Raw genomic sequence first — 20,351 nt, forward strand, 5'->3', positions numbered from 1 at the left:
CCCTATCGGTGGCGGCAGGAAGGTGCGTTCTTCTGCCAGTAGCAGGTGGCCTGGACCAGACCGTACCGGTACTCGGTGCCGGTCCCGGCGATGGGCAGGGAGTCCCGGCCGATTCGGTCGAAGACGCGCCGGTAGTCGCCCTTGCAGTGGCCGGAGTACAGGCACAGCACGACGGTTGCGGCGACGAAGGGCGCGGCCTGGCTGGTGCCGCTGAGCGTGTCGTAGGTTAGGAGTCCCTGGCTGTTTGGGTATGTGGGTCCCGTCGACCAGATGTCGACCCCCGGGGCAGCGATGTCCACCCAGTTTGCACCGTAGCTGGAAAAGTCGGCCCGCTGGTTGTCTTGGTCTGTTGCGGCCACGGCGAGAAGCTCAGGATAGGCCGCCGGGTACTGCAACTGGGTAGTGCCGAAGTTTCCTGCGGCGGCTACGAGAATGACCCCGGCCGCGGCAGCTACCTGGACGGCCTTGCGAAGTACCGGGCTGTCCGTGGCGGTGGCCACCTCGATGTTGGCGACCCGGATGTTCTTCGCTTTCGCGTTGTGGGTCACCCAGGCCAGACCCGCGGCGACATCGGAGAACTCGAAGGACTCGTCGTCGTTGACGACCTTGACCGACCACAGTTTGACGCCCGGGGCCACCCCCACAACGCCGATGCCGTTGTTCGGCGCCTGGATGATCCCGGCGACATGCGTGCCGTGGCCGTTGAGGTCCCCTGCGGTGGGACTATCACTGAAGTTGAGTGCGCCTGCCACGCGCAGGTCGGGGTGGTTGAGGTCGGCGCCGGTGTCCAGGTTTGCCACGCCCACACGTGGCGGGGACGGAACCCTGGTCGCGGTGCTTGCGCCGATCTGGAAGAGTCCCCACTGCTCGGCGCGCAGCGGGTCACCGGCGAACGGTACGCCGCCACGCCCGTGCCGCCCAGGCGGCGGCTTGTGTCCGGTTGTGGTGGCCGCAGCCTTGGGGGGTTCCGGGATTTGCTCTACCCGGTCGGGTTCGATGAAGTCGACTCGGGGGTCGGTGCGGATGGCTGCGATCTGCTCGGCTGTGGCGTCGACGGTGTAGCCCTTGAGGGCCTGTCCGCCGGCGGCGACGTCGTAGACGTGGTTCACCTTCGCGCGGTAAGGGGCGGCCTGCGCCGTCGCGAGCTTGCCCGGGTCCGGGACGGAGTCCTTGAACACCACGATCCAGCGCGAGACCGGATCCTTTGCCTGTGCCGAGGGAGCGGAGAACCCCACCGAGAGCACCGCGGCCACCAGCCCGGCTGCCATACCGGTCCGCACACGCGAGCGCCGCACCAGGAGCCTCATCGCCACCTCCACCGAGCAACCCGGAACGAAGATCGAGATGACGGTAGGACGCTTCACTCGCATCAGCCCCGACGGCACGCCACGCTGATGCTCCGGCGAACCCGTTTGGTCCTTCACCGCCTCAACTGCCCGGTATGCCGAAGAGGCTGTTGGTGGAGTGTCGGTCAACGGTCGCATGCCGACATTCATCGCCGCGGTCGGCTTGCGAAGCCGCCTGCACGTACTGACGGCGGATCATCGGCTCCGGCACGGGCTATCCCTGGAGGTAGCGGTGCAGGGAGGTCTTCGGGATGCCGGTCTTGGCGGCGATCTCGCCGAGGCTGCTGCCCTGCTGTTTCAGCAGTCGCGCGTACTCGATCTTTTCGGCGGGATGGGCGACAGGGCGGCCGATACGGCGGCCGGCGGCTTCGGCGACAGCGCGGGCATGGGCGGCGCGTTCGGCGGTGAAGGTGCGTTCCATCTCGGCGAACAGGGCCAGCAGCAGGAAGGCGACGCGGCCGATGCCCTCGTCGGCGGTGTTGATCGGCAGCGGGTCGGCCAGCGAGCGCACCCCGATGTGCTTCTCGTTCAGGTCGTGGACCAGGTTGAGGACTTCGCGCAGGTTGCGGCCGAGCCGGTCGAGAGTGTGCACGACGATGGTGTCGCCGGGCCGGGCGTAGGCGAGCAGATCGGTCAAGCCCGGGCGCTCGACGGTGGCGCCGCTCTTCTTGTCGACGTAGATCCGTTCGTCCGGGATGCCCGCTGCCCCGAGGGCATCGAGTTGGCGTTCCAGGCTTTGTTTGGTGGTGGAGACGCGGGCGTACGCGAGTTCAAGTCCCTGGACGGGGTGCCGCTGGTCGGTTGGCATGGCCGTACCGTACCGGAAGTCGTCTCCGTAAAGGCCTTTTGGAACATATATTGTGGAACGATTTGCGGAACGGTCGCCGGGTTGATCGCCGCAGGACGCCGACATCCTGACGGGGCATCGGGCGTCCTGTTCCACTTCCAAGGATGTGGAACGCGGGGTCAGACAAGATCGGTGCGGCCGAGTTCGCGGGCACTCGGGATGAACTCGGCAGGTACGCCGACGCCGAACAGGAAGGCGCGTTCCTCCTCGAACCGGTCGAGGGTGCGGCAGCCGAGGGTGAGCAGGATCAAGAGCTGGCGGGCGGCGTCACGGTCGGTCCGCGCCAGAACGAGGGCCGCCTCCATCTCGGCCATGGCCTCCTGCCAGGAGCTGCGGTGCGGGGAGGGCCGGTCGCCGTCGTAGACGTGCCGGTGCTCCCGCCGCAATGTGGAGGCGAGGCGCCCGAACGCGATAACGGTCCCATCGGCGACCAACTGCAGGGCGGTACCGGCGGCATGCAGCATCGCCTCCTGGACGCTCGGCTCCAGATGCTCGTAGGGCCGCCAGGTGGTCAGCCCGGCGCGTTCTTCGCGGCCGGCGGCCTGCCAGACCTGTTCCAGCGTGGCCCGGCCGTGGCTGCTTCGGCCGCTCAGGGAGAGGCTGACCTCGTCCAGCAGGCAGCGCAGCAGCCGGAACCACACCCCGGCGTGCACGCTGCGGCCCGGCAGGGTGACCCGCCCGGTGGTGAGTCCTTCGTAGGTGTAGCGGTCCACGGTGGCCAGCGGTTCCTCCAGTGGCACGGGGGCCGGTCCTTCGCCGCCGAGAGTGACCTGCAGCTCGACTGCGGTGGCGTCTTCCAGGCGGAACCCGTGCTCGACGCAGCCGGTCATCAGCGGTAGCCGCCACAGCAGGGTCCGCCCGCGCCCGGGGTCGGCGGCGCACACGGGGCAGGCCCGGTGCAGCGGCCAGTATCCGAGCCACGGTCCCGGCCAGCGCTTCCAGCGGTTGACCTGGTTGGTGCCGGCCTCCCCGGGGGCCAGGAGCACGGAGTTATCCCGGACGTAGGCGTCGAACATCGGCTGCGTGGCCTGTATCGGCACGGTGAGCTTGTCGAACAGCCACGGCTCCCAGCCGGCCAGCGTCATCGCCCGCAGACGGGCGAGCTCGACCCCGGTACGTTCGGCCAGCGCGGTGAGCCCTGCCATCGGCGGGTCGTAGTCCAGGTCGGCCGGGACGTCCAGGTCGACCAGGCCGAGGTTGCGGGTAAGCAAGTCCTTCACCGGCATCTCGTACAGGCATGCCAGCCGGTCCAGCCACGACGACAGCGACTCCAGAAGGCTGGGCTGCGGGTGCAGCGGCCAGCGCCGTACCGGGTTCACGTCAGCTCGCGCTCGAACAGCCGGCGCCGCTCGGTCGGCCCGGCGTACGGCGCCAGCAGCAAGGTGCGCTGGTTGATGGCCTCCTCACCGGACTCGATGGCGGCCACCGCGGCGTCGGTGAGCAGATGGGCCAGCTCGCCGATCGTGCCCTCGCTGCGGGTGAGCAGATAGCCGGTCATCTCTGCCGAGGTGATGGACGAGGGCCTGCGCAGCGGGAACGAGGCGGCGAAGCTGGCCAGCAGTGAGCAGGCGTCGGCGTCCGCCTCCCAGCGGGGCAGCGTCAGCGGCGCAAACCGGTTCTCCAACTGGTCGTCGGCCCGGATGGCCAGGTAGGCGTCCCGGGTGCCGACACCGACCAGCGGGATACGCAGCTCGTTGCCCAAGAACCGCAGCAGGTTCAAAAACTCCCGGCGGCGGTCGCCGCGTCCGCCGAGGATGTTGTGCAGCTCGTCGATCACCAGCATCCGCACCCCGGCCGACCGCAGCAGCCGCAGCGCCAGCTGCTCCACGTCGGCCAGCCGGTAGCGGGCCCGCAGTGGGGCGCCGAGCGCGGCCAGCAGCGCGGTGTAGAAGCGGATTACCGACGGGTCGGAGGGCATCTGCATCGCCAGTACCGGGATCTCCTCGCGGTCCGGGTGCGAGATGGGCGGGTGGGTGCGGCGGAACTTCTCCACGATCATCGACTTGCCGTTGTTGGTCGGTCCGATCAGCAGCAGGTTCGGCATGCGCTGCTTGGACGGCCAGGCCAGCAGCGTCTCCAGCCGCTCCAGCGCTCCGGTGGCGCGCGGGTAGCCGATCCACCGGTCCGCCCGTATGTACCGCAGCCGCTCGGCGTCCGGCAGTCGCGCGATCTGCTGCGCGGCCGGGTGCAGGTGCGACAAGTCCGCCGGTCCGTCCTCGCTCACCACTGCTCGATCACCTCGAACGGCCTGGCCGCTACCTCCCCGTCTGAGCCGGTCGGCGGGGCAGGCGGCTTGGGCGAAGGTGCCGGGCTCGGCTGGGGCGGTGCCTCGGTGCGGCGCTGGCGATCGCGGCGGGCCTTGCGCGTGCTGGCCGCGGCGACCTCGGTGATCTCGCGCATCTGCGCCACCATGGCGAACAGCGCGTTCTCGTCGACCTCGGCGCGGCCCAGCTCGCGCAGCCGTGCGATGGCGGCCTTGTGCTCCCAGGCGCTGATCGGCGGCCGCGACAGCGTCCGGTAGGGAATCTCCGCGTAGGCATCCTGGTCCGGGTCCAGGGCCCAGATGCGGCTGATGTCGCGCGGATCGCGACGCAGGACGAAGCGGCCCAGCTCTTCGCGGCGGGCGATCCACGGCTTCAGCGCGTCGCTGTAGTACTGCACGTGGTCGATGACGAACCCCGACCGCGACAACGTCCGGCGGAGTACCGGCAGGAAGTCCACCAAGAACGCGGTCTCATTGGTCACCGTCACCGGCGAGGCCACCGCGGCCATCTCCGCCCAGACCCCCGCCGGGGTGCGGCCCAGCGCCTCGTGTACCTGGCCGTGGTAGCAGGCCACCGCCAGGGCCAGCCACCGCTGCAACTCCCGCAGGGTCAAAGCGGCCTTGGCATCGCTGTCGTAGGTGCCGCGCTCGGCGGTGCTGGAGAACGTGGTGCCCGGCAGCTCGTGGACCATCTCCATCATCGTGCCGATCAGCCGCTCGATGATCCCGCCGAAGTGCGGCTGACCGGGCGGCCGGTAGCGCAGCTTGATGCCGTGCTGGTCGCAGCCGCGGCGCAGGGCCTCGCTCTTGAACTCCGCAGCGTTGTCCACGTACAGCTCGCGCGGCTTGCCGCTCATCGGCCACACCGCATCCACCTCCAGCCGCTCCAGCCACGGCCGCTTGTCGGTGGCCGCATGCGCCAGGCACAGCCCGACCGAGGTCGCCGATGGCGCCTCCAGCGTCACCACCAGGCCCACCACACAGCGGCTGACCACGTCGATCGCCGCCGTCAGATACGGTCGGCCGATCGGCAGCCGGTGCTGTTCGTCGACCACGATCACATCCACTGGCGTGTGGTCGATCTGGACCTGCTCCAACACCTCGGTGACCTCCGGCGGCACGCCGCCCGCCGATCGCAGCGGTCGGGCTGCCTCGCTTCCTTCCCGCGCGCTGGTGGAGGCGACCGGGTCCAGCCGCGCGATCCGGCGCCGCACCGTTCCCCGCGAGGGAACCTGCATGCCGCGAGCCCGGCACTGGCGTGTGATCTCCCGGCAGATCGCTGCGACGGTGCGGCGCTGCCTCGTCAGGTACCGGGTGCGCAGGACCTCCTGAACGATCGTCTCGACCTCATCGGGCAGACGCCCACCGCCGCGTCCGCCGCTGGAGCGGCCCGGCAGGAGATCCGATACCACCCCTTCACCCGCCCGCCACCGTCCGACCAGCACGTACACCTGGCGCCGGGAGATCTGAAGCATCGCGGCGGCCTTATCCGCGTCCGCCAGCCCCACCGTGTCCTTCTCGGCGAGCGGCCTTATCACCTCGGCCTGCCGCACCGCGGCATCCCACAGCTCGTCTGGCGCGGTGAGCACCCCGCGCTCGGCCACCGGTCCATCGACCATCCGGAAGCCCCCCGTCGTGCACACGACTATGGCCAAGTCGACCGTAGTGCAGGTGACTTCGGGATGTCCGGCGAGTTCGAACTTGCCTGCACGCGGCGGCGAATCCCCAGCTCATCCGTGCAGGCAACTACGGACATTCACAACAGCTGCCGGCCGGGAAGGCGTTGACCGTCCGCGCGGCGGCGGACGTGTTCCTGGACTCGCTCGGCAACCCGAACACAGTCCGGAACTACGGGATCGGGGTGGGCAAGACCGCGGAACGACTCGGCGAGGCCCGGCCGCTGGCGTCGGTCGCGGACGACGAGATCGGCGAGGCCCTGGAACTGCTGTGGGGCACCGCCGCAGTGAACACGTGGAACTCCCGCCGGGCGGGGGTGCTGTCCTGGCTGGGCTGGTGCCGGGAGCGCGGCTACGAGGGGCCGATGGTCCCGGCCTGGGCGAAGCGGCTGGCGGTGCCGGACTCCGAGACCCCAGCCCGCTCGAAGATGGCGGTCGACCGGCTGATCGCACGGCGCGAGGTACACCTGCGGGAGAAGACGCTGTGGCGGATGCTCTACGAAACCGCCGGGCGGGCCGAGGAGATCCTCGGCGTGAACATCGAGGACCTCGACCTCGCCGCGCGCCGCTGCCCGGTCAAGGCGAAGGGCGCCCGGACCAAGGCCCGCCGCCGCGGCCAGGCGCGCGAGGACTACGTGCTGGAGCCCGTGTACTGGGACGCCGGCACCGCCCGGCTCCTGCCCCGTCTGCTGAAAGGCCGCACCCACGGCCCGGTATTCGTCACCCACCGCCGCCCGGGGCCGGGCAAAGTCGTCAGCCCCCGTGACGTCTGCCCGGACACCGGACTGGCCCGGCTGTCGTACGGGCAGGCCCGCGCTCTGCTCGACGAGCACACCGCCGTGCGCGGACCGGGCACGGGCTGGGACCTGCACGAGTACCGTCACTCCGCCCTGACCCATCTTGGTGAACAGGGCGCCTCGCTGCTGATGCTGATGGCGAAGTCCCGGCACAAGAAGCCGGAGAACGTCCGCCGCTACTTCAAACCGTCGCCCGAGGCGATTGCCGAACTCACCAGCTTGCTCGCCCCCGGCGACGCCCGGCGCACCCGCGGGGACGTAGTCACGGTGCCGGGGAACTGTCAGTAGCAAGGCGTTACGGCTGCGTTCGGAGCACGACGGAACGAGCCGGCCGGTTAGGGTGGCTGCCGTGGACCTCCAGCAGCGCATCTGTGACCGGGCAGGTGAGTTTCTGTTCTTCGCGGTGACGCCGCCCAGGCAGACGACCACCCCCGAGCGGGCTCAGGAGATCGCCGACATCACCCGCAAGCGGCTCGACGGCCTGGAGCCCGACGGGCTCGTGCTCTACGACATCGACGACGAGAGCGACCGGAACCCGGCCGAGCGGCCGTTCCCGTTCACGCCGACGATGGACCCCGCGGAGTACCTCGCCCGGCACTTCGGAGAGCTCGACCTGCCGGTCGTGGTCTACCGGGCGGTCGGCAAGTACGACGAGAGCGACTTCCGAAGCTGGCTCACGGAGCAGCCAGACCGGGTCCTCTCGGTCTTCGTGGGCGCGGCGTCGCGGGAGACGCCGGTTGCCACCACTCTGTCGCGCGCCCAGTCGCTGCGGGCCGAACTCAGGCCCGACCTACTGCTTGGCGGCGTCGCGATCCCGGAGCGACACACGCGCACTGGTACGGAGCACCTGCGTTTGCTCGCGAAGCAGGAGGCCGACTGCTCCTACTTCGTCACCCAGGTCGTTTACGACGTCAACGCCGCCAAGGACCTGGTTTCGGACTACCGCTACGAGTGCGCCGCCCGTGATCTGGCGCCCGTCCCGATCGTGTTCACGTTCTCGGTCTGCGGGTCGATGAAGACGCTGGAGTTCCTGAGGTGGCTCGGCGTGGACGTGCCCCGCTGGATCCACAACGAACTCCAGCACGCCGATGACACGCTGCAGGCATCGTTCGAGCATGCGCTGGCGACCGCCCGCGAGCTGATGACCTTCTGCCGACGGCTCGAGGTGCCGTTCGGCCTCAACGTCGAGAGCGTGTCCATCCGCCGCGAGGAGATCGAGGCGGCGGTCGACCTGGCTGCCCGGCTCCGGTCCGAGCTTTGCCGCTGACAGGAGGGGCAGGCGACTTCTATCGCCTGACGGACAGTTCTGCCGCCACCGGTGACGGCAGACGGTGCCGGTCGATATGTTGTGGCGCGGCTGGACGCCAGCCGGTCCGATCTCGTTCCACCCACGCGGGAACGGGTGCTCCACGGGTGAAGAGGTCTCAGACTCAGCGTCTCTCCGGGCAGCGTAAGCGGGGCCACGGGTGCCTCCGGCCCTCGATCAGGCCCGGTATGCCTCACCGCCGGCTCCGACCGCTGCCCAGCGGGCCCGGCTCACCCGCCAGGCCCTCGTACGACAGGCCGAGTCGCAGTACCGGTGCGACCGCCTGCTGCCCTTGGGCAGCTCCCTGCCGTACTGGCCGCACCGCCGGACGTACCTCCCGCCCATGACTCCAGGTTCCTCCCATCCGGCGGCACAGGCCAGGGCCGGTCACTCCTCGTCGGTGGCGTCGGGATCGCGCAGCGGACGCAGGCCGCCGGGCAGGTCGGGGAGCTGGAAGGAGTACCGGCCGAGCATGTTGATGTGATGCCGCACGAACGGCGAGAGACGGGCCACGTCCTCGTCACGGACGTCGAAGCCGTCCGCACGCAGCTGATTCACCGCGGCGTCCATGTACCGCGTGTTGAACAGCACGAGGGCATTGAGGACCAGGCCCAGGGCGCCGATTTGGTCTTCCATACCGTCCTGGTAGCGCTGGTAGAGCTGCCCGGACCGGCCATGGAAGATCTTCCGGGCGAGGGAGTGGCGGCCCTCCTGGAGGTTCGCCTGGCTCTTGATCTGCCGCCGGTAGCCGGGCTCGTCGGCCAGGCGCAGGATGTGCAGGGTCTTGGCGATCCGCCCGTAGTGGGCGATCGCGTCGCCGAGCGGGGTGGGTCGGCCGTCGCGGGACAGCATCCCGATCACGTCGTACGCGCGCACGGCGCCGGTGTGGATGGAGCCGATGATCCGAAGGATGTCCTCCTAGTGGCGTTCGATCCTGGCGAGGTCGACCCGGCCGCGGGCCGCGTCCTGGAAGGCGCCGTAGTCGGCGGCCCGGTCGATGCGCCACATCTTCTGATCCGGCAGGTCAGCAAGCTGCGGCGCATACGTGAACCCCGCCAAGGTGAGCAGCCCGAAGACAATGTCGCTGTAGCTTGCGGTGTCGGTGACGATCATCTCGGGGCGTTTGCCGCCGTCGCGGTCGTAGAGGACGTCCAGCACGTACAGAGAGTCGCGCGGGGTGCCGGCCACGACCTTCCCGCCCAGCCCCGCGGCCTGGTCGTTGATCATGTTCAGCCAGGTCGCCCCGCCCCGGCGCCCGAAGTACTTCGGGTTCGGCCGCGCGTACACCGACGGCACGGGGACAACGAACCGCATCCCGTCCACGGAGGCGACCAGGCCGCCGCCCCACGCCTGCGCGAGCGGGATGGATGCCTGGTAGTCGATCAGCGTGGCGTTCGCGGCCCGGTACGTCGCCAGTCGCAGATACGTCTGGTCGACGTGGGACAGGCGGCCATACTTCAGGGCGTCTGCGGCCCCGATGACGGGTGTGTAGCCGACGTTGCAGCTGTGTGCGACCAGCAGCGCGGCGATCGTCACGTGCAGGTCCTTCAGTCTCGCCTCGCCGCCGGTGACCGAGGTGAACGCCTGGTCGGCGCCGGTCCACGAGAACACCTCCAGCAGGGCCTCCGGCAGGTCGACCCGGGGCAGCATCGCCTCCACCGCCTCCCGCAGCTGGCGCAGGGAGGCGGGTTCCGGCTCCGGCTCCAGGGCGGCGAAGTGCAGGCGGCCGTCGTCGTCGAACACGATCTGGGAGTTCGCCGGCACCCGCGCGGCGACCTCACGGTAGGTGCCGTCCAGCAGCGCGGCCTGCGCCGCCAGGTGCTCACCCGCCCCGGCGGGCAGGCCGAGCGAGGCAAGCACAGTTGGCTTGGCCTGCTTCCATGCGTCTCCGTCCAGCAGCTTCCCGCGGGGGTCGCCCCACTTGGAGGAGTTCTTCGCGAACACCTGCTTGCTCCGCAGCATCCGGTGCAGATGCTCCAGCACGCAGAAGGTGTACGCCTTCCAGTCGACCGTGCCCGGCTCCAGGTGCGGCGCGGAGAGCACCAGGCGCCGCCACGACCCGGTGAGCAGGCCGGTGTCGATCTCCGCCGGGCCGACCTTCTTGCGTCCCATCAGGTCTGGCACCGACTTCAACGCCTTCAGGACCGCCACGCCCTCCGGTGTGGCGCCGAAGTCGACCACTGTCACCAGGAGCTTCAGGAACGGCCGCACGGTGCTGAACCGGGTGACCAGCTGGGCCCGCCATGCCTCGTCCGCGTCCGAGTCGAGCGGCGGGGTCAGCTCGAACAGCGCGGCGATCGCCGCCGCCAGCTCGTGCCGGGGCACGACCTGCTCGATCCGCTCCCACATCGCCTCCAGCGTCTCCACCTCGGGCGGGCTGATCTCCCCGGTGCTGGTGTCGACCTGCTCGCTGGTGGTGTCGAACACGATCTGGAACGCGGCAGCCAGCTTCGCCGACGCCCTCTCCACCCGTGGCAGGGTCTTCAGCTTCTCCTTCGCCGTCTCCCGCTCCGCCCTGGCCAGCAGCTTCGTCGCGATCAGCACCTCCAGCAGGTCCAGGGCGTCATCGACCGCCCGGGACGTCAGGTAGACCGCAGTGGCCAGCAGCGTGGCCAGGCGCCGGGAGTCGCCGTGCCGCCTGAGCAGCGACGCCTTGCCGTCGACCCCGTACCGCGACAGCTCCGCCAGGCGCCGAGGCGGTATCCCCGACACGTCCAGGTCGCCCATCCCGAAGGCCGCAATCTCCTCCGCCCGCTCCAGCGCCCACTTCATCTGGGGTCCGGAGATCCGCACCGGACCCCGGCGCAGCCGGTCCAGCTCCGACACCCGGGCGCCCGGCGGCACCGTCAGCAGGGAGTCCAGTACCGCCCGCTGACCAGTGCTCAGCAGCCCGTAGAGGGTGTCCCACAGCCGCTGGTTCGCCGCCTCCCTCACCGCGGCCACCAGCCGGGCCAGCGTCGTCACCCCGGCAGCAGCACCCGCCGCTCAAGCAGCCACCCCGCTGCCGCGTCGAACAGTGCCTTCGGGCCCTCCCCGGTCGTCCAGGCCCGCGCATCCACCCACGTCCGCAGCTCCGCCTCCGCCTCGGCGAACTCCGTGTACTCCAGGACCCGCCGCAGCTCACGGACGTGATCGAGCCGGGTGTTCTCCCGCTCGCCGTACGCCTTCAACGCCGACGCGTCCGCGACGCCCAACTGCTCGGCGAGGTAGTCGACCACCTCCGCCGGCACGTCCGTCGGATCGTCCAGGAACACCCCGAGGAACCGCACCGTGGTCATCTGCACCGCGAACCCGAGCCGGTTGTGGGCCCTCCGCTTCGGCTCGATCAACGCCCGGTCCGCGTCGTCCAGGAAGAAGAACCGCTCCAACTCCGTACGGGACGGCGCCCCGTCGTACGCCGCATACTTCGAGGCTTGCTCATCCGTCAGAAACTCGACCGGCACCCCGGGCCTCCAGACAGTCAGTGATCAACACGACTGCCGAAGGCTCCGCCCCCGCCGAACCCCAGGTCAAAGCGCTCTCAAGCCCTCCAGAGGCTTAGCGCCGGTTTTCGTTCCGATGTTCCTCAACCCCCGGTGCCGGCGGGCTGGAGGGGCGGCTCTGCGCCGGGTGAGGTCACCCGGCGCCGGGCGCACCGTGCGGGTCGCTCGTGGCCCCGGCGGCGGGGAAGAGGTGCCGGGGCGCCTGGTGCCGCACCACTTCGCGAACAGTACGGCGCGGTACGTGCCGCAGTACGACGCTCCCCTCCTCCCCCCTCCAGAGGGAGAAGGGGAGCGAGCTATGCAATAGGGCTTCGCTTATCACTATTGCCGAGCTCGATGCTCGCTTCGCGAGCAGGGGTGGGCTCCCGCGCAGGGTGAGGCTCTGCGGATGGCCGGTTAGGGTCGGTGGGCATGCGCAGCCAGCAGGCGCGTGCAGGCAAGTGGGGGAGAGGAGCGGAGAGTTGGTGCGGGGGACATCAGGGCGTAAGCGCAGTCACTGTGTGAGCGTGCGCCTCAACGAAGAGGAGCTTCTGCGCTGGCAGCAGGCCCGCGCCGGCACCGAACGCAAGGAACTGGGCGCCTGGGTTCGGGCTGTGGTCGAAGAGGCCCTTCAAGGTCATCCGGGCGTGCCCGGCGACATTCCGCGGGTGCCGGAGGTCAACGAGGACGCCTACCTCCAGCTGGTTGAGGCCGCCAACGCCCTGCGGATGCTGGTCGGTTTGGCCCGTGAGGGAGGCCAGCTGCCTCCGAACGTGGAGACCGCGGTCGCTCATCTAGGCAATGCCGCCTTGGCGGTCCGCGGCCTACCCACGGCCCCGGAGCCGTCGGGACGCGGCCACTCATGATCGCGAAGATCACGAAAGGTCGCCGCGCCGCAGGCGCCATCCGCTACGACTTCGGTCCCGGACGCCACGAAGAACACGAGAACCCGCGCCTGGTCGCTGGGAATGTGCCCGGCACTACGGACCAGCTCGCTCACCTCATCGACACCCACACCGCACGCCGAGCCGATCTAACCCGCCCCATCTGGCGCTGCGCCCTGCGCACCGCGCCAGAAGACCGCATCCTGTCCGACACCGACTGGGGCAAGATCGCCGAGCGCTACGTGACTCGCATGGGTTACGGCAACTGCCCCTGGGTCGCTATCCGACACGGCGAGGAACATATCCACCTCACCGTCAGCCGCGTCGAATGGACCGGCTGGCTGGTGCGTGATGCCTTCGACTACCACCGCTCCTGGCCCGTCGTCCGCGACATCGAGCGCGCCTACCGGCTGGTCAACGCTGAGGAGCGCAGCGATCGCATCGCTCCTCAAGTCACCCGCCCCGAACGTATGGCTGGTGAACGGCGTGGTGCTGTGGTGCCGGAACGTGAGGAGCTGCGCTCCCGCATACGGGCTGCCCGTGATGTGACCCGAGGACAGGGACAGGTGGCATTCCAACACGCCCTGGACACCATGGGGGTGTTGTGGCGGGCGAACGTCGCCTCCACCGGCCAGATGAACGGCTACTCCTTCACGCTCGCTGAATGGCGAGACCTGGAGGGAATGCAGATCTGGGTGCCCGCATCCAAGGTCGCCAAGGATCTGCGCTGGGGTGAGCTGCGGAGCGCGTTGGCGGCGCGCCACACCGAGTAGGGGCTGGGCGTAGGACCGATGTCGGCCGACTGGCGGCCGCCGCCTCTGCGGCAGCCGCCGTTGGCGCATCTATCGCGGGTACACCAGGAACACCCCGCGCCGTTGTCAGTGCTGCACGAGACACTGAAGGATGCCCCGTCGCCGGCGAGCGGGCACCGTCAACACCCATGACCGAAGGGGACGCCCTGTGAGTGAGAACCGACGCGACTTCGGCCCTGTTCAGCTCGCTCGTTGGCTCGGCATCGAAGAGTGGCAACTGCGACGTGCTCAAAACCGTGGACTGATCCCCCCACCTGACGTCCAGGAGAACCGCTGGTCCCAGACTTTGGCCATGACCCTGCCGGACCGGGTCGGAGAGATCCTGGCCGCGGTCGGCACAGAACGTGAACCCGCTTCCCAACCCCCTGCGGAGACCAAGCCGAAGTCGACTAGGGAGCGGCGCGCAGAGGGCTTTGGGCCGATTCAGCTGGGTCGTTATCTGGGTTTGAAGAACTGGCAGGTGAAGCGTGCGCGTGAGCGTGGGCTGATCCCGGAGCCGGATACCGAGCATCACCGTTGGTCTGAGGAGCTGGCCAAGACGTTGCCCGACAAGGTAGAGGAGATCTTGGCTGTCGTCGGAGACCATCCTGGTTTGGGTTCAGAGAAGGCTGCGGAACATTTGGCTCAGCGTACTGGGCTGGATATCGATCGATCTGACGTCCAGCTTCTAGCTGAGCGCGGTTACCTGCGGCCAGTTGGTGACTTCCGTGGGTGGCCGTTGTATGCGACCGAGGGCCTCGATGTGCTGGCGCACTCAGTAGTCGCGGGGGTTGTTCAGGAGCGTCAGGCGTGGCTTGAGAGCAGTGTGACCAGCGAAGAAGCCGCTGAGCTTTTGTCCTGGTCAGTGGGCAGGTTTGAGGTGACGGCCGAGCGCCGCGGACTCTCCCCTGGCAGGTTCGGGCGTTTCGCGCGCGAAGATATCTCGCGGTTGACTGAGGATTCCCACCGCTAGAGATGTAGGCAGTGCGCAAGGCCTGGCGAGGAGCGTTAAACCTCCAAGCTGGGTCTTGACTCCGCGTAGCGCATTCTGTCTGCCAGTTGCGTTAGGCCCAGGTGTAGTTTTCGTCGCTCAGCGGAGGAAGTAGGCATGATGCAGCGTCTACGGCGGACTCAGGAGCCTGCAGCTGAGCCAGTGGGACTGGCGGAAACAGGTGAAGGCTGGCGGTCTGGCGGTAAGGCACCCAGACGACCTGCCCGGCCCCGAGGTGCTCGTCATCCTCGTAGACGCGCAGACGCGTCCGCATGCTGCTGCTGATCTGTATGCGATAGACGAGATGAACCTTACGTGGGGGAGTGCCACCGGGGCGCGAGACCATCGAGTCCAAAATCCAGGTGAAGCGTGGCGGCGATGGGATCGCGCAGAGGTCCAGATCCAACTCCTCCAACAGTTCACGATGCAACGCAGCAGGTAGATCCTCGGTGGCCTCAACGTTGCCACCAGGCAAGGTGTAGTGCTTGGTACCCAGGGCGTTCGTGCGACAGATCAGCGCAACCTCTTCGCCCTGGAAGATCACAGCCCCCACCCTGATCTTGATACGGCGGAATGCTTCCTCAGTCACCAAGACTCTCCCTGAGCTGCACAGGCGATACATAGCGCTGTTGCGCAGCAGCCTAACGCCCGGACGCTTTCGCCGAACTACGGGCGAGGCGACTGTAAGGGAGTCCTGACGGCCCTTGCTGGCTGTCTTCCTGCCGATCCATGAGCTGCCCCGCACCATCTGGGCAAATGGTCATCGCTGCACGCTGACAGGAAGCGTAGCGGCGTGCAATGACCCCTCTTCCCATCTGCTCTGCCAACCAGACTGGCCGCCCCGTTGGCTCGATCGCAGCCCTGCCCGGTGCCCGAGCCTGCACTACGCCCACTCGGGGGGCAACCGAGCAAAAACCGCTCGGTTGCCCCCCTCCCGTGCGCAGTGCGGTCGGTCGATCACCGGGCAGGGGCCCGCGATCGGTGCCGCCAACAGGGCGGCCAGCCCCTCCCCGGAGCAGAAAAAGATGAAGGGGAGAAGGGCATTGCGCATTCCCATTCGCTCGGGTCCTGGTGCGCTTGGCGCACGAGCCGACGAGGCCAATGAGGCCCTGACCGTTGCCTTGGATGGCCGTCCGGTCATCAACCTCGATCGCTACACCAGTGCCCGACGCGTCGCCTATACCGGGCCCGCACAGGTGACCGCTGCTCGACCGCACGTCGCTCTGGGTTACTACCAGCCCTGGTCGGCGGCCGAAGCTGGGCACACGATCGTCCCTGAGAGTACGCAGGGCATCCGACAGAGCGGTGAGCGCAAGCACCGTTGGTGGCAGGAGATCGCGGAGCGGTCCATGCAGGTGGCACGCAGCTTCTCGCGGCCTCCGGTCGCCATCGGCTGGTGGGAGACGCGGGAACTGAGGTCCCTCGCGGGCCCTGAGGGACGCGTGCTTGGGCTGCAGGCCCGAGTCCGTCACGTGCTGGAGGAGAAGACAGCCCTTGACGACATCCTGCGGGGTGCGGGGGTGTCTCCGAAGCTGTTCATCCGATCCGCCATCTACTCGGACCGACTGCCGAGCCTGAACAAGATGCGCCAGGCCGTCGGCACTCAGCGCATCGTCATCCAGGCAGGCCACAACGGTGGTGGCCGGGGCACGGTCTTCGTCGACGACGAGCGGGGAATGGAGCCGGCCGCTGCGATGAGCGGCCCGTGGAAGGTCTCGGCATTCGTCGAGGGCTGGAGCTCCAACACCACGGTCCTGTCGCTGCCTGACGGTAAGGGCGGCGTGCAGGTGTACGTCGACCGGCCCTCCCATACGGCGATGGCGGTATCGGAGCTCGGGATCGGCCCGGCCAAGGGAGCAGGGCATCAATGGGCCACTCCGTTCCCGGCCACCGACGTCGAGAACCTGGTTGAGGCGGCTGTCCGCATCGGTACCTGGGCCTGGCAGCACTACGGCCTGGTGGGCCTGTGGGGCATCGACACGATCTGGACGCCCGATGGCCCGGTCATCAACGAGATCAACGCCCGGATGCAGGGCACCACGGAGGTCTCCGGGGTCAATCAGCTGCTCGCCGGCTACCCCCCGCTGGTGGTCGCGCATCTGACCACGATGCTCGACCACCCGGTGCGCTGGCTTCCCGAGGCGGGGGCGTTCAACACCCAGACCGTTGCGTCCGCTCAGGGGAACACACCTGCTCCGTACTACGTGAAGGTGCGAGCACGCCGCCGCGTCCAGACGCCCGCCGGCTTCCGCGGATCTGGCCTCTACCGGTTCGACGGAACGCGCCTGACCTGGCACGGACCCGGTGCGAACCCCATCCAGGCCGACAGCGACAACGGGCTTGTCCTGCTGGCCAATGTCCCGGCCGGCGGCGTGACCTGCGAGGCCAACGCCGAACTCGGAACGTTCGAGGGCCTGACCGCAGGCCCCGCAGCACCCTTCGGCGGCCCGGAAGAGCTCTCCTCCCACGGCCGCGCACTCCTGGGTGCCTTCGACCGACTGTTCCTCCCCTGCAATGAAGGAGCCAAGTAATGTCCGTGACCCTCGAAGACCTGGTGAAGCAGTTCCCCCTGGCACGGCTGGACAAGGTGCGGGCGCTGGTTCCCCAGCTCCAGGAGCTGCCCACTGAAGCCCTCTCGCGGCTGCAGTACCTGTCTGCGCAGATCGGCTGCTACAACGGCTGCGACTTCTGCTCGCAGGCGGCCGGGCTCGACATCTGGCAGTTCACCCGTCGGGGGCTGACCGAGTTCATGGTGGCTGTCCGCTTCGCTGCGGAGGAGCTCGGCCTGCGGGTCGCGATGGGCCGCGAGGCGCACCGGCCGGGGACCATCTTCCCGTACCTCGACAACGATGTCATGAGCTACCGGTACCTCGACACCTACCTCGACCTGGCCGACAAGGCACTCGGCGCACGCGTGCGGGTGTCCAGCATCGGCTACTCCTCGAAATCCGAGCACCTGGTGGCGATGCACCAGCGCATCGTCAACGACCATGTGGACGTCCTCGACGGAGTCCGTATCTCCCTGACTCCCTACACCTACGGCTGGAAGGACCGAGCCAACACCAGCCGCGAGCAGTTCACTCGCGACCTCGCCAACGCCCTGAAGACCTACCGGAAGGTCTTCGACCAGCTCGGGCACGGCGCTGCCAGCGGTGCCGTGGAACTGCGCTTCGCCCCTCTGCTGGGCCTGGGCGAAGTGACCGACACGCACATGGACGGGCACCACGTCGTCGCGGCTGGCCCGCACCTGCTCATCAGCGTCAACCCGGTCACCGAACCGCTGCCCACGACCAAGGTCGCCGGACTCGGGGAGCGGAACGAGCCGCGCTTCACCAACCTGCCCCGAAAGTACCTCCACCTGACCGGTGACAGCCTGGAGCCGACCGCCGAGACCGTACGTGGCGCCCTTCGCAACAACCTCCAGAGCACGCACACGCGACGAGAGGTGGACCTCTACCTCTTCCGTAACGGGGACGGTCCCTACTACGCCATCGAACCCAACATGGCAGCCAACGGCCGATTCACCGCGCTGCACATCTACCTGCAGACGGAGAGCCGGAAGTCGGGCTACACCGACTCGACGCGGCCCTTCCTCAACACCCTGCTCGAGGTCAAGGAGCGGCACGGAAAGACTGACTGGAGCACCCCGTTCGATGACGCCACCTGGAGCGCCGTCGGCGAGGTGACGGCGGAACTGGCGAGGAAGGCGGAGGAACTCGACGAGTTCGACCGCGCCGCCGCCCGTCACATCCGCGTCAATGTCCTGCCGCTGGTGGAGACGTACATCAACGCGGTCCGCATCGCCGAGTACCCCGCGTCCACCGTCTTCTCGCCGAACTTCACGCTCGACACCGGCGAGATCGTCAACCAGGGGCGAGCCATGAACCTCTTCAAGGGGCTGGTGACTATTGAAGACGAGCCCATGACACCCCGTCAGGAGCGAGGCTACGGCGCCGAGAGCCTGTCCAGCCTGCGGGGAACCGTCTGGCGGGCTGCCCCGGTGCCCTTCCCCATCAACAACAAGGTCCTCAAGGCGTCCATCCGCGGAGGCAAGAACCTGCCCGGCGCGAGGGACTCAGTCGTCATCGAGGAACTCGACCCTCGTCACCTGCGGAACACCGAGCGGGATTCGGGCACGCGACTGCGCCGCTACCGGGTGACCGGAGTCGAACTCGAGCACCTCAGTTTCGGCGAAGGCAAGCGCCTGTACGGCCTGCCCGGCCTGACGGAGCGCCCCGCCACCTGATCCGCCGATCTCACTCGGCGTGAGAAGGGGTGTGCCGGACCCGCAGCAACCGGGTCCGGCACGCCCCCACCGTAAGCCCCCTCAAGCGGCTGATGCCGTCTGCCGGGGTGGCACCGACCAAGGAGGAAGAAACAGTGAACGACCCCAGCGTGTACGGAATCGCAGCAATGGCGCTCTGCGTCATGGCCGCGTTGGCCATTTCAGCGAGGGTCCTGCGCCACTGGGAGCAAACGCCGGCCACTGCGCGCGACCAGAGGTTCATGGAAGCCAGGCGTGCCGCGTACAAGACGATGAACCGGGAGACCCGCGCCTTCCACACCGCGCTCAAGGAGTACCTGCACAAGGGCGTCTTCGCCCTCGGCAGCGACGATAGCTGGCAGCTCGGCCAGCATCGCAATGCTCACCGTGCAGGCTATGCCGATGCGCAGATGGTGGCGTCAGAGCCCGTGCTGCAGGCTTCCCGCGACCTCAATCGGTTCCTCGCCCACGCCTACGGAGCGATCTGTCGGCTGGAGAAGGGTGAGGCCAGGGAGGATGAGAACGCTGGGACGGCACTCGCGCTTCTCCGTCAGTCCGAGCCGAAGCTCGAGGCGCTGAGCTCCCGGATGCGAAAGGACCTCGGCCTCGACAGCTAGCCCCTGCGAGCTGCCTCCCTCACACCTCACGGTGTGAGGGAGGCAGCGTTCTTCCACTACGGGTCTCTTCGGTGGCCAGTAGCGAAGGATTCCCGGCAGCAGGCTGGAGAAGAGACGGTCGGCAAGGGGGCTTTCCTTGTTGCAGCCGATGGCTCGACCTCCGCTGTCGATCCGCAGGAAGGCCGCCGAGTCTTGGCGCGCCCAGGCGGAGGGCCCGCTGTGCCCTGGCTCTGTCAGCCTCGCAGACGCGGTCGGAGTGTCAACCGAGCCAAAAGCGCGCTCGGTTGACACTCCGCCCTATTGCGCCTGCGTGACCTCCGACGCCAGCACACAGCTCGGAGCGAGCCCCACAGCGGGCCCTCCACCAAGCCCGCAGGGAGCGCCATGACCACCATCAGCCCCACCACTGTTGCGACCGACGACCAGGCCTGGAGCCCGGTCAAGGATCTCCTTGTGGAGGACGGGGTGTTTGTCTGCCAGGACGGGAGCGAGCACTCCCTGGACGACTGGGAGGACCACGTCCTCAACAGCTGTGCGTGGGCACCCGTTTCGCCGGACGATTTGTCGCTGGAGCTGAGCGACGCGGACCTCGACAAGCTGCAAGACAGCTGGTCCGCCAACTGAGACAGGTGGGGTGGGGCCACTCCGGCCTCACCCCACCCCTTCCTCTTCTCTACCTCACCGACGTGGCTTCACACGAAGAGGGTTGGCGTGCGTGCCCCTGAGCGACTCCTTGCGAGGCGCTCAGGGGCACGGGCTTGCTCGCACAGCACCGTTCGCACGCAACCGGGAGCCGACCAAGAACGCCGCAATGCCCGTCGCCGTGCCCCTGCCCCGTAGTTGCTGCCCGTGCCCCGACTCGCGGTGAGCGCTCTCCTCAGCGGTGCCGTTCTGGAGGCGTTGTCTTACGGAGGCGGGCGAACCGTGACTTCGACGTCCAGGAGACGCGCAGACGTCGCACTGCCTTTATGGGGCGCAAGGCAATCCTGGCCGGACTTCTTACCGGCTAGAGGAGCCTGGCAAACCCGGGGGGCAGGGCACAAGGGTAGAGCGCCCTTGTGCCCTGCCCCCCACCCCCCCCCGACGGCGAGACGCCCGAAGGGACTTA

Annotated in this window: 15 protein-coding genes and 1 pseudogene; 9 read left to right on the forward strand and 7 right to left on the reverse strand. The window is 68.5% G+C overall.

The window, feature by feature from the left end; genetic code table 11:
* Nucleotides 1-2: 2 nt before the first annotated feature.
* The 5 genes from ACH5AF_RS33935 to ACH5AF_RS33955 all read right to left on the reverse strand — a co-directional run bounded on the left by ACH5AF_RS33935 (nucleotide 3) and on the right by ACH5AF_RS33955 (nucleotide 6,075).
* Complete coding sequence (locus tag ACH5AF_RS33935) at nucleotides 3-1,496, reverse strand: S8 family serine peptidase (protein ID WP_398907224.1); 1,494 nt, start codon at nucleotides 1,494-1,496, stop codon at nucleotides 3-5.
* Nucleotides 1,497-1,560: 64 nt separating this feature from the next.
* Nucleotides 1,561-2,154, reverse strand: coding sequence for a recombinase family protein (locus ACH5AF_RS33940; protein WP_398907225.1), 594 nt, complete (start codon nucleotides 2,152-2,154; stop codon nucleotides 1,561-1,563).
* 158 nt (nucleotides 2,155-2,312) lie between these two features.
* Entirely contained in the window at nucleotides 2,313-3,512 is a 1,200-nt protein-coding gene (locus ACH5AF_RS33945; RefSeq protein WP_398907227.1) for a TniQ family protein, read from the reverse strand.
* Nucleotides 3,509-4,417, reverse strand: a complete 909-nt coding sequence (locus ACH5AF_RS33950) for a TniB family NTP-binding protein (RefSeq protein WP_398907229.1) — start codon at nucleotides 4,415-4,417, stop codon at nucleotides 3,509-3,511. The genes ACH5AF_RS33945 and ACH5AF_RS33950 overlap by 4 nt, the downstream gene beginning before the upstream one ends.
* Nucleotides 4,414-6,075 (reverse strand): Mu transposase C-terminal domain-containing protein, encoded by a 1,662-nt coding sequence (locus ACH5AF_RS33955; RefSeq protein ID WP_398907231.1) that lies wholly within the window; start codon nucleotides 6,073-6,075, stop codon nucleotides 4,414-4,416. The genes ACH5AF_RS33950 and ACH5AF_RS33955 overlap by 4 nt, the downstream gene beginning before the upstream one ends.
* Before the next feature lie 164 nt (nucleotides 6,076-6,239).
* Here ACH5AF_RS33955 and ACH5AF_RS33960 point away from each other — a divergent pair, with 164 nt between their 5' ends.
* Together ACH5AF_RS33960 and ACH5AF_RS33965 are read left to right on the forward strand one after the other, a co-directional pair.
* Nucleotides 6,240-7,217, forward strand: a complete 978-nt coding sequence (locus ACH5AF_RS33960; RefSeq protein ID WP_398907233.1) for a tyrosine-type recombinase/integrase — start codon at nucleotides 6,240-6,242, stop codon at nucleotides 7,215-7,217.
* A gap of 61 nt (nucleotides 7,218-7,278) precedes the next feature.
* A complete protein-coding gene (locus ACH5AF_RS33965) occupies nucleotides 7,279-8,196 on the forward strand; it encodes a methylenetetrahydrofolate reductase (RefSeq protein WP_398907234.1) in 918 nt (305 codons plus the stop codon).
* 426 nt (nucleotides 8,197-8,622) lie between these two features.
* On the opposite strand, the pseudogene ACH5AF_RS33970 reads toward ACH5AF_RS33965, so the two are convergent.
* Nucleotides 8,623-11,678 (reverse strand): annotated as a pseudogene (locus ACH5AF_RS33970) (Tn3 family transposase).
* 545 nt (nucleotides 11,679-12,223) lie between these two features.
* Here ACH5AF_RS33970 and ACH5AF_RS33975 point away from each other — a divergent pair.
* The 3 genes from ACH5AF_RS33975 to ACH5AF_RS33985 all read left to right on the forward strand — a co-directional run bounded on the left by ACH5AF_RS33975 (nucleotide 12,224) and on the right by ACH5AF_RS33985 (nucleotide 14,344).
* Complete coding sequence (locus ACH5AF_RS33975; RefSeq protein WP_398907236.1) at nucleotides 12,224-12,562, forward strand: hypothetical protein; 339 nt, start codon at nucleotides 12,224-12,226, stop codon at nucleotides 12,560-12,562.
* Nucleotides 12,559-13,353 carry a relaxase/mobilization nuclease domain-containing protein gene (locus ACH5AF_RS33980; protein WP_398907238.1) on the forward strand — a complete coding sequence of 265 codons (795 nt, stop codon included), beginning with the start codon at nucleotides 12,559-12,561 and terminating at the stop codon, nucleotides 13,351-13,353. The genes ACH5AF_RS33975 and ACH5AF_RS33980 overlap by 4 nt, the downstream gene beginning before the upstream one ends.
* 187 nt (nucleotides 13,354-13,540) lie before the next feature.
* Complete coding sequence (locus tag ACH5AF_RS33985) at nucleotides 13,541-14,344, forward strand: hypothetical protein (RefSeq protein ID WP_398907240.1); 804 nt, start codon at nucleotides 13,541-13,543, stop codon at nucleotides 14,342-14,344.
* Between the two features lie 91 nt (nucleotides 14,345-14,435).
* Here ACH5AF_RS33985 and ACH5AF_RS33990 read toward each other — a convergent pair whose 3' ends face one another.
* Nucleotides 14,436-14,951, reverse strand: a complete 516-nt coding sequence (locus tag ACH5AF_RS33990; RefSeq protein ID WP_398907241.1) for an NUDIX hydrolase — start codon at nucleotides 14,949-14,951, stop codon at nucleotides 14,436-14,438.
* Nucleotides 14,952-15,066: 115 nt separating this feature from the next.
* Between ACH5AF_RS33990 and ACH5AF_RS33995 the strand changes: the two genes are divergently transcribed.
* The 4 genes from ACH5AF_RS33995 to ACH5AF_RS34010 all read left to right on the forward strand — a co-directional run bounded on the left by ACH5AF_RS33995 (nucleotide 15,067) and on the right by ACH5AF_RS34010 (nucleotide 19,867).
* Entirely contained in the window at nucleotides 15,067-16,893 is a 1,827-nt protein-coding gene (locus ACH5AF_RS33995) for an ATP-grasp domain-containing protein (protein ID WP_398907243.1), read from the forward strand.
* Nucleotides 16,893-18,608, forward strand: coding sequence for a hypothetical protein (locus tag ACH5AF_RS34000; protein WP_398907245.1), 1,716 nt, complete (start codon nucleotides 16,893-16,895; stop codon nucleotides 18,606-18,608). The genes ACH5AF_RS33995 and ACH5AF_RS34000 overlap by 1 nt, the downstream gene beginning before the upstream one ends.
* 134 nt (nucleotides 18,609-18,742) lie before the next feature.
* On the forward strand, nucleotides 18,743-19,243 hold the full coding sequence (locus ACH5AF_RS34005) for a hypothetical protein (RefSeq protein ID WP_398907247.1): 501 nt from the start codon (nucleotides 18,743-18,745) through the stop codon (nucleotides 19,241-19,243).
* A 384-nt stretch (nucleotides 19,244-19,627) separates the two neighbouring features.
* On the forward strand, nucleotides 19,628-19,867 hold the full coding sequence (locus ACH5AF_RS34010; RefSeq protein WP_398907248.1) for a hypothetical protein: 240 nt from the start codon (nucleotides 19,628-19,630) through the stop codon (nucleotides 19,865-19,867).
* The last annotated feature ends 484 nt before the right edge of the window (nucleotides 19,868-20,351 follow it).

Origin of the sequence: Streptomyces sp. NPDC018833 (genome assembly GCF_044390825.1) — a bacterium.
In the GTDB taxonomy this organism is placed as follows: domain Bacteria; phylum Actinomycetota; class Actinomycetes; order Streptomycetales; family Streptomycetaceae; genus Streptomyces.

What these genes read in the sequence shown, in the direction of transcription:
- ACH5AF_RS33935 (WP_398907224.1), bottom strand. Translation starts at nt 1,496, where the DNA reads ATGAATGTCGGCATGCGACCGTTGACCGACACTCCACCAACAGCCTCT.
- ACH5AF_RS33940 (WP_398907225.1), bottom strand. Translation starts at nt 2,154, where the DNA reads ATGCCAACCGACCAGCGGCACCCCGTCCAGGGACTTGAACTCGCGTAC.
- ACH5AF_RS33955 (WP_398907231.1), bottom strand. Translation starts at nt 6,075, where the DNA reads ATGGTCGATGGACCGGTGGCCGAGCGCGGGGTGCTCACCGCGCCAGAC.
- ACH5AF_RS33980 (WP_398907238.1), top strand. Translation starts at nt 12,559, where the DNA reads ATGATCGCGAAGATCACGAAAGGTCGCCGCGCCGCAGGCGCCATCCGC.
- ACH5AF_RS34000 (WP_398907245.1), top strand. Translation starts at nt 16,893, where the DNA reads ATGTCCGTGACCCTCGAAGACCTGGTGAAGCAGTTCCCCCTGGCACGG.
- ACH5AF_RS34010 (WP_398907248.1), top strand. Translation starts at nt 19,628, where the DNA reads ATGACCACCATCAGCCCCACCACTGTTGCGACCGACGACCAGGCCTGG.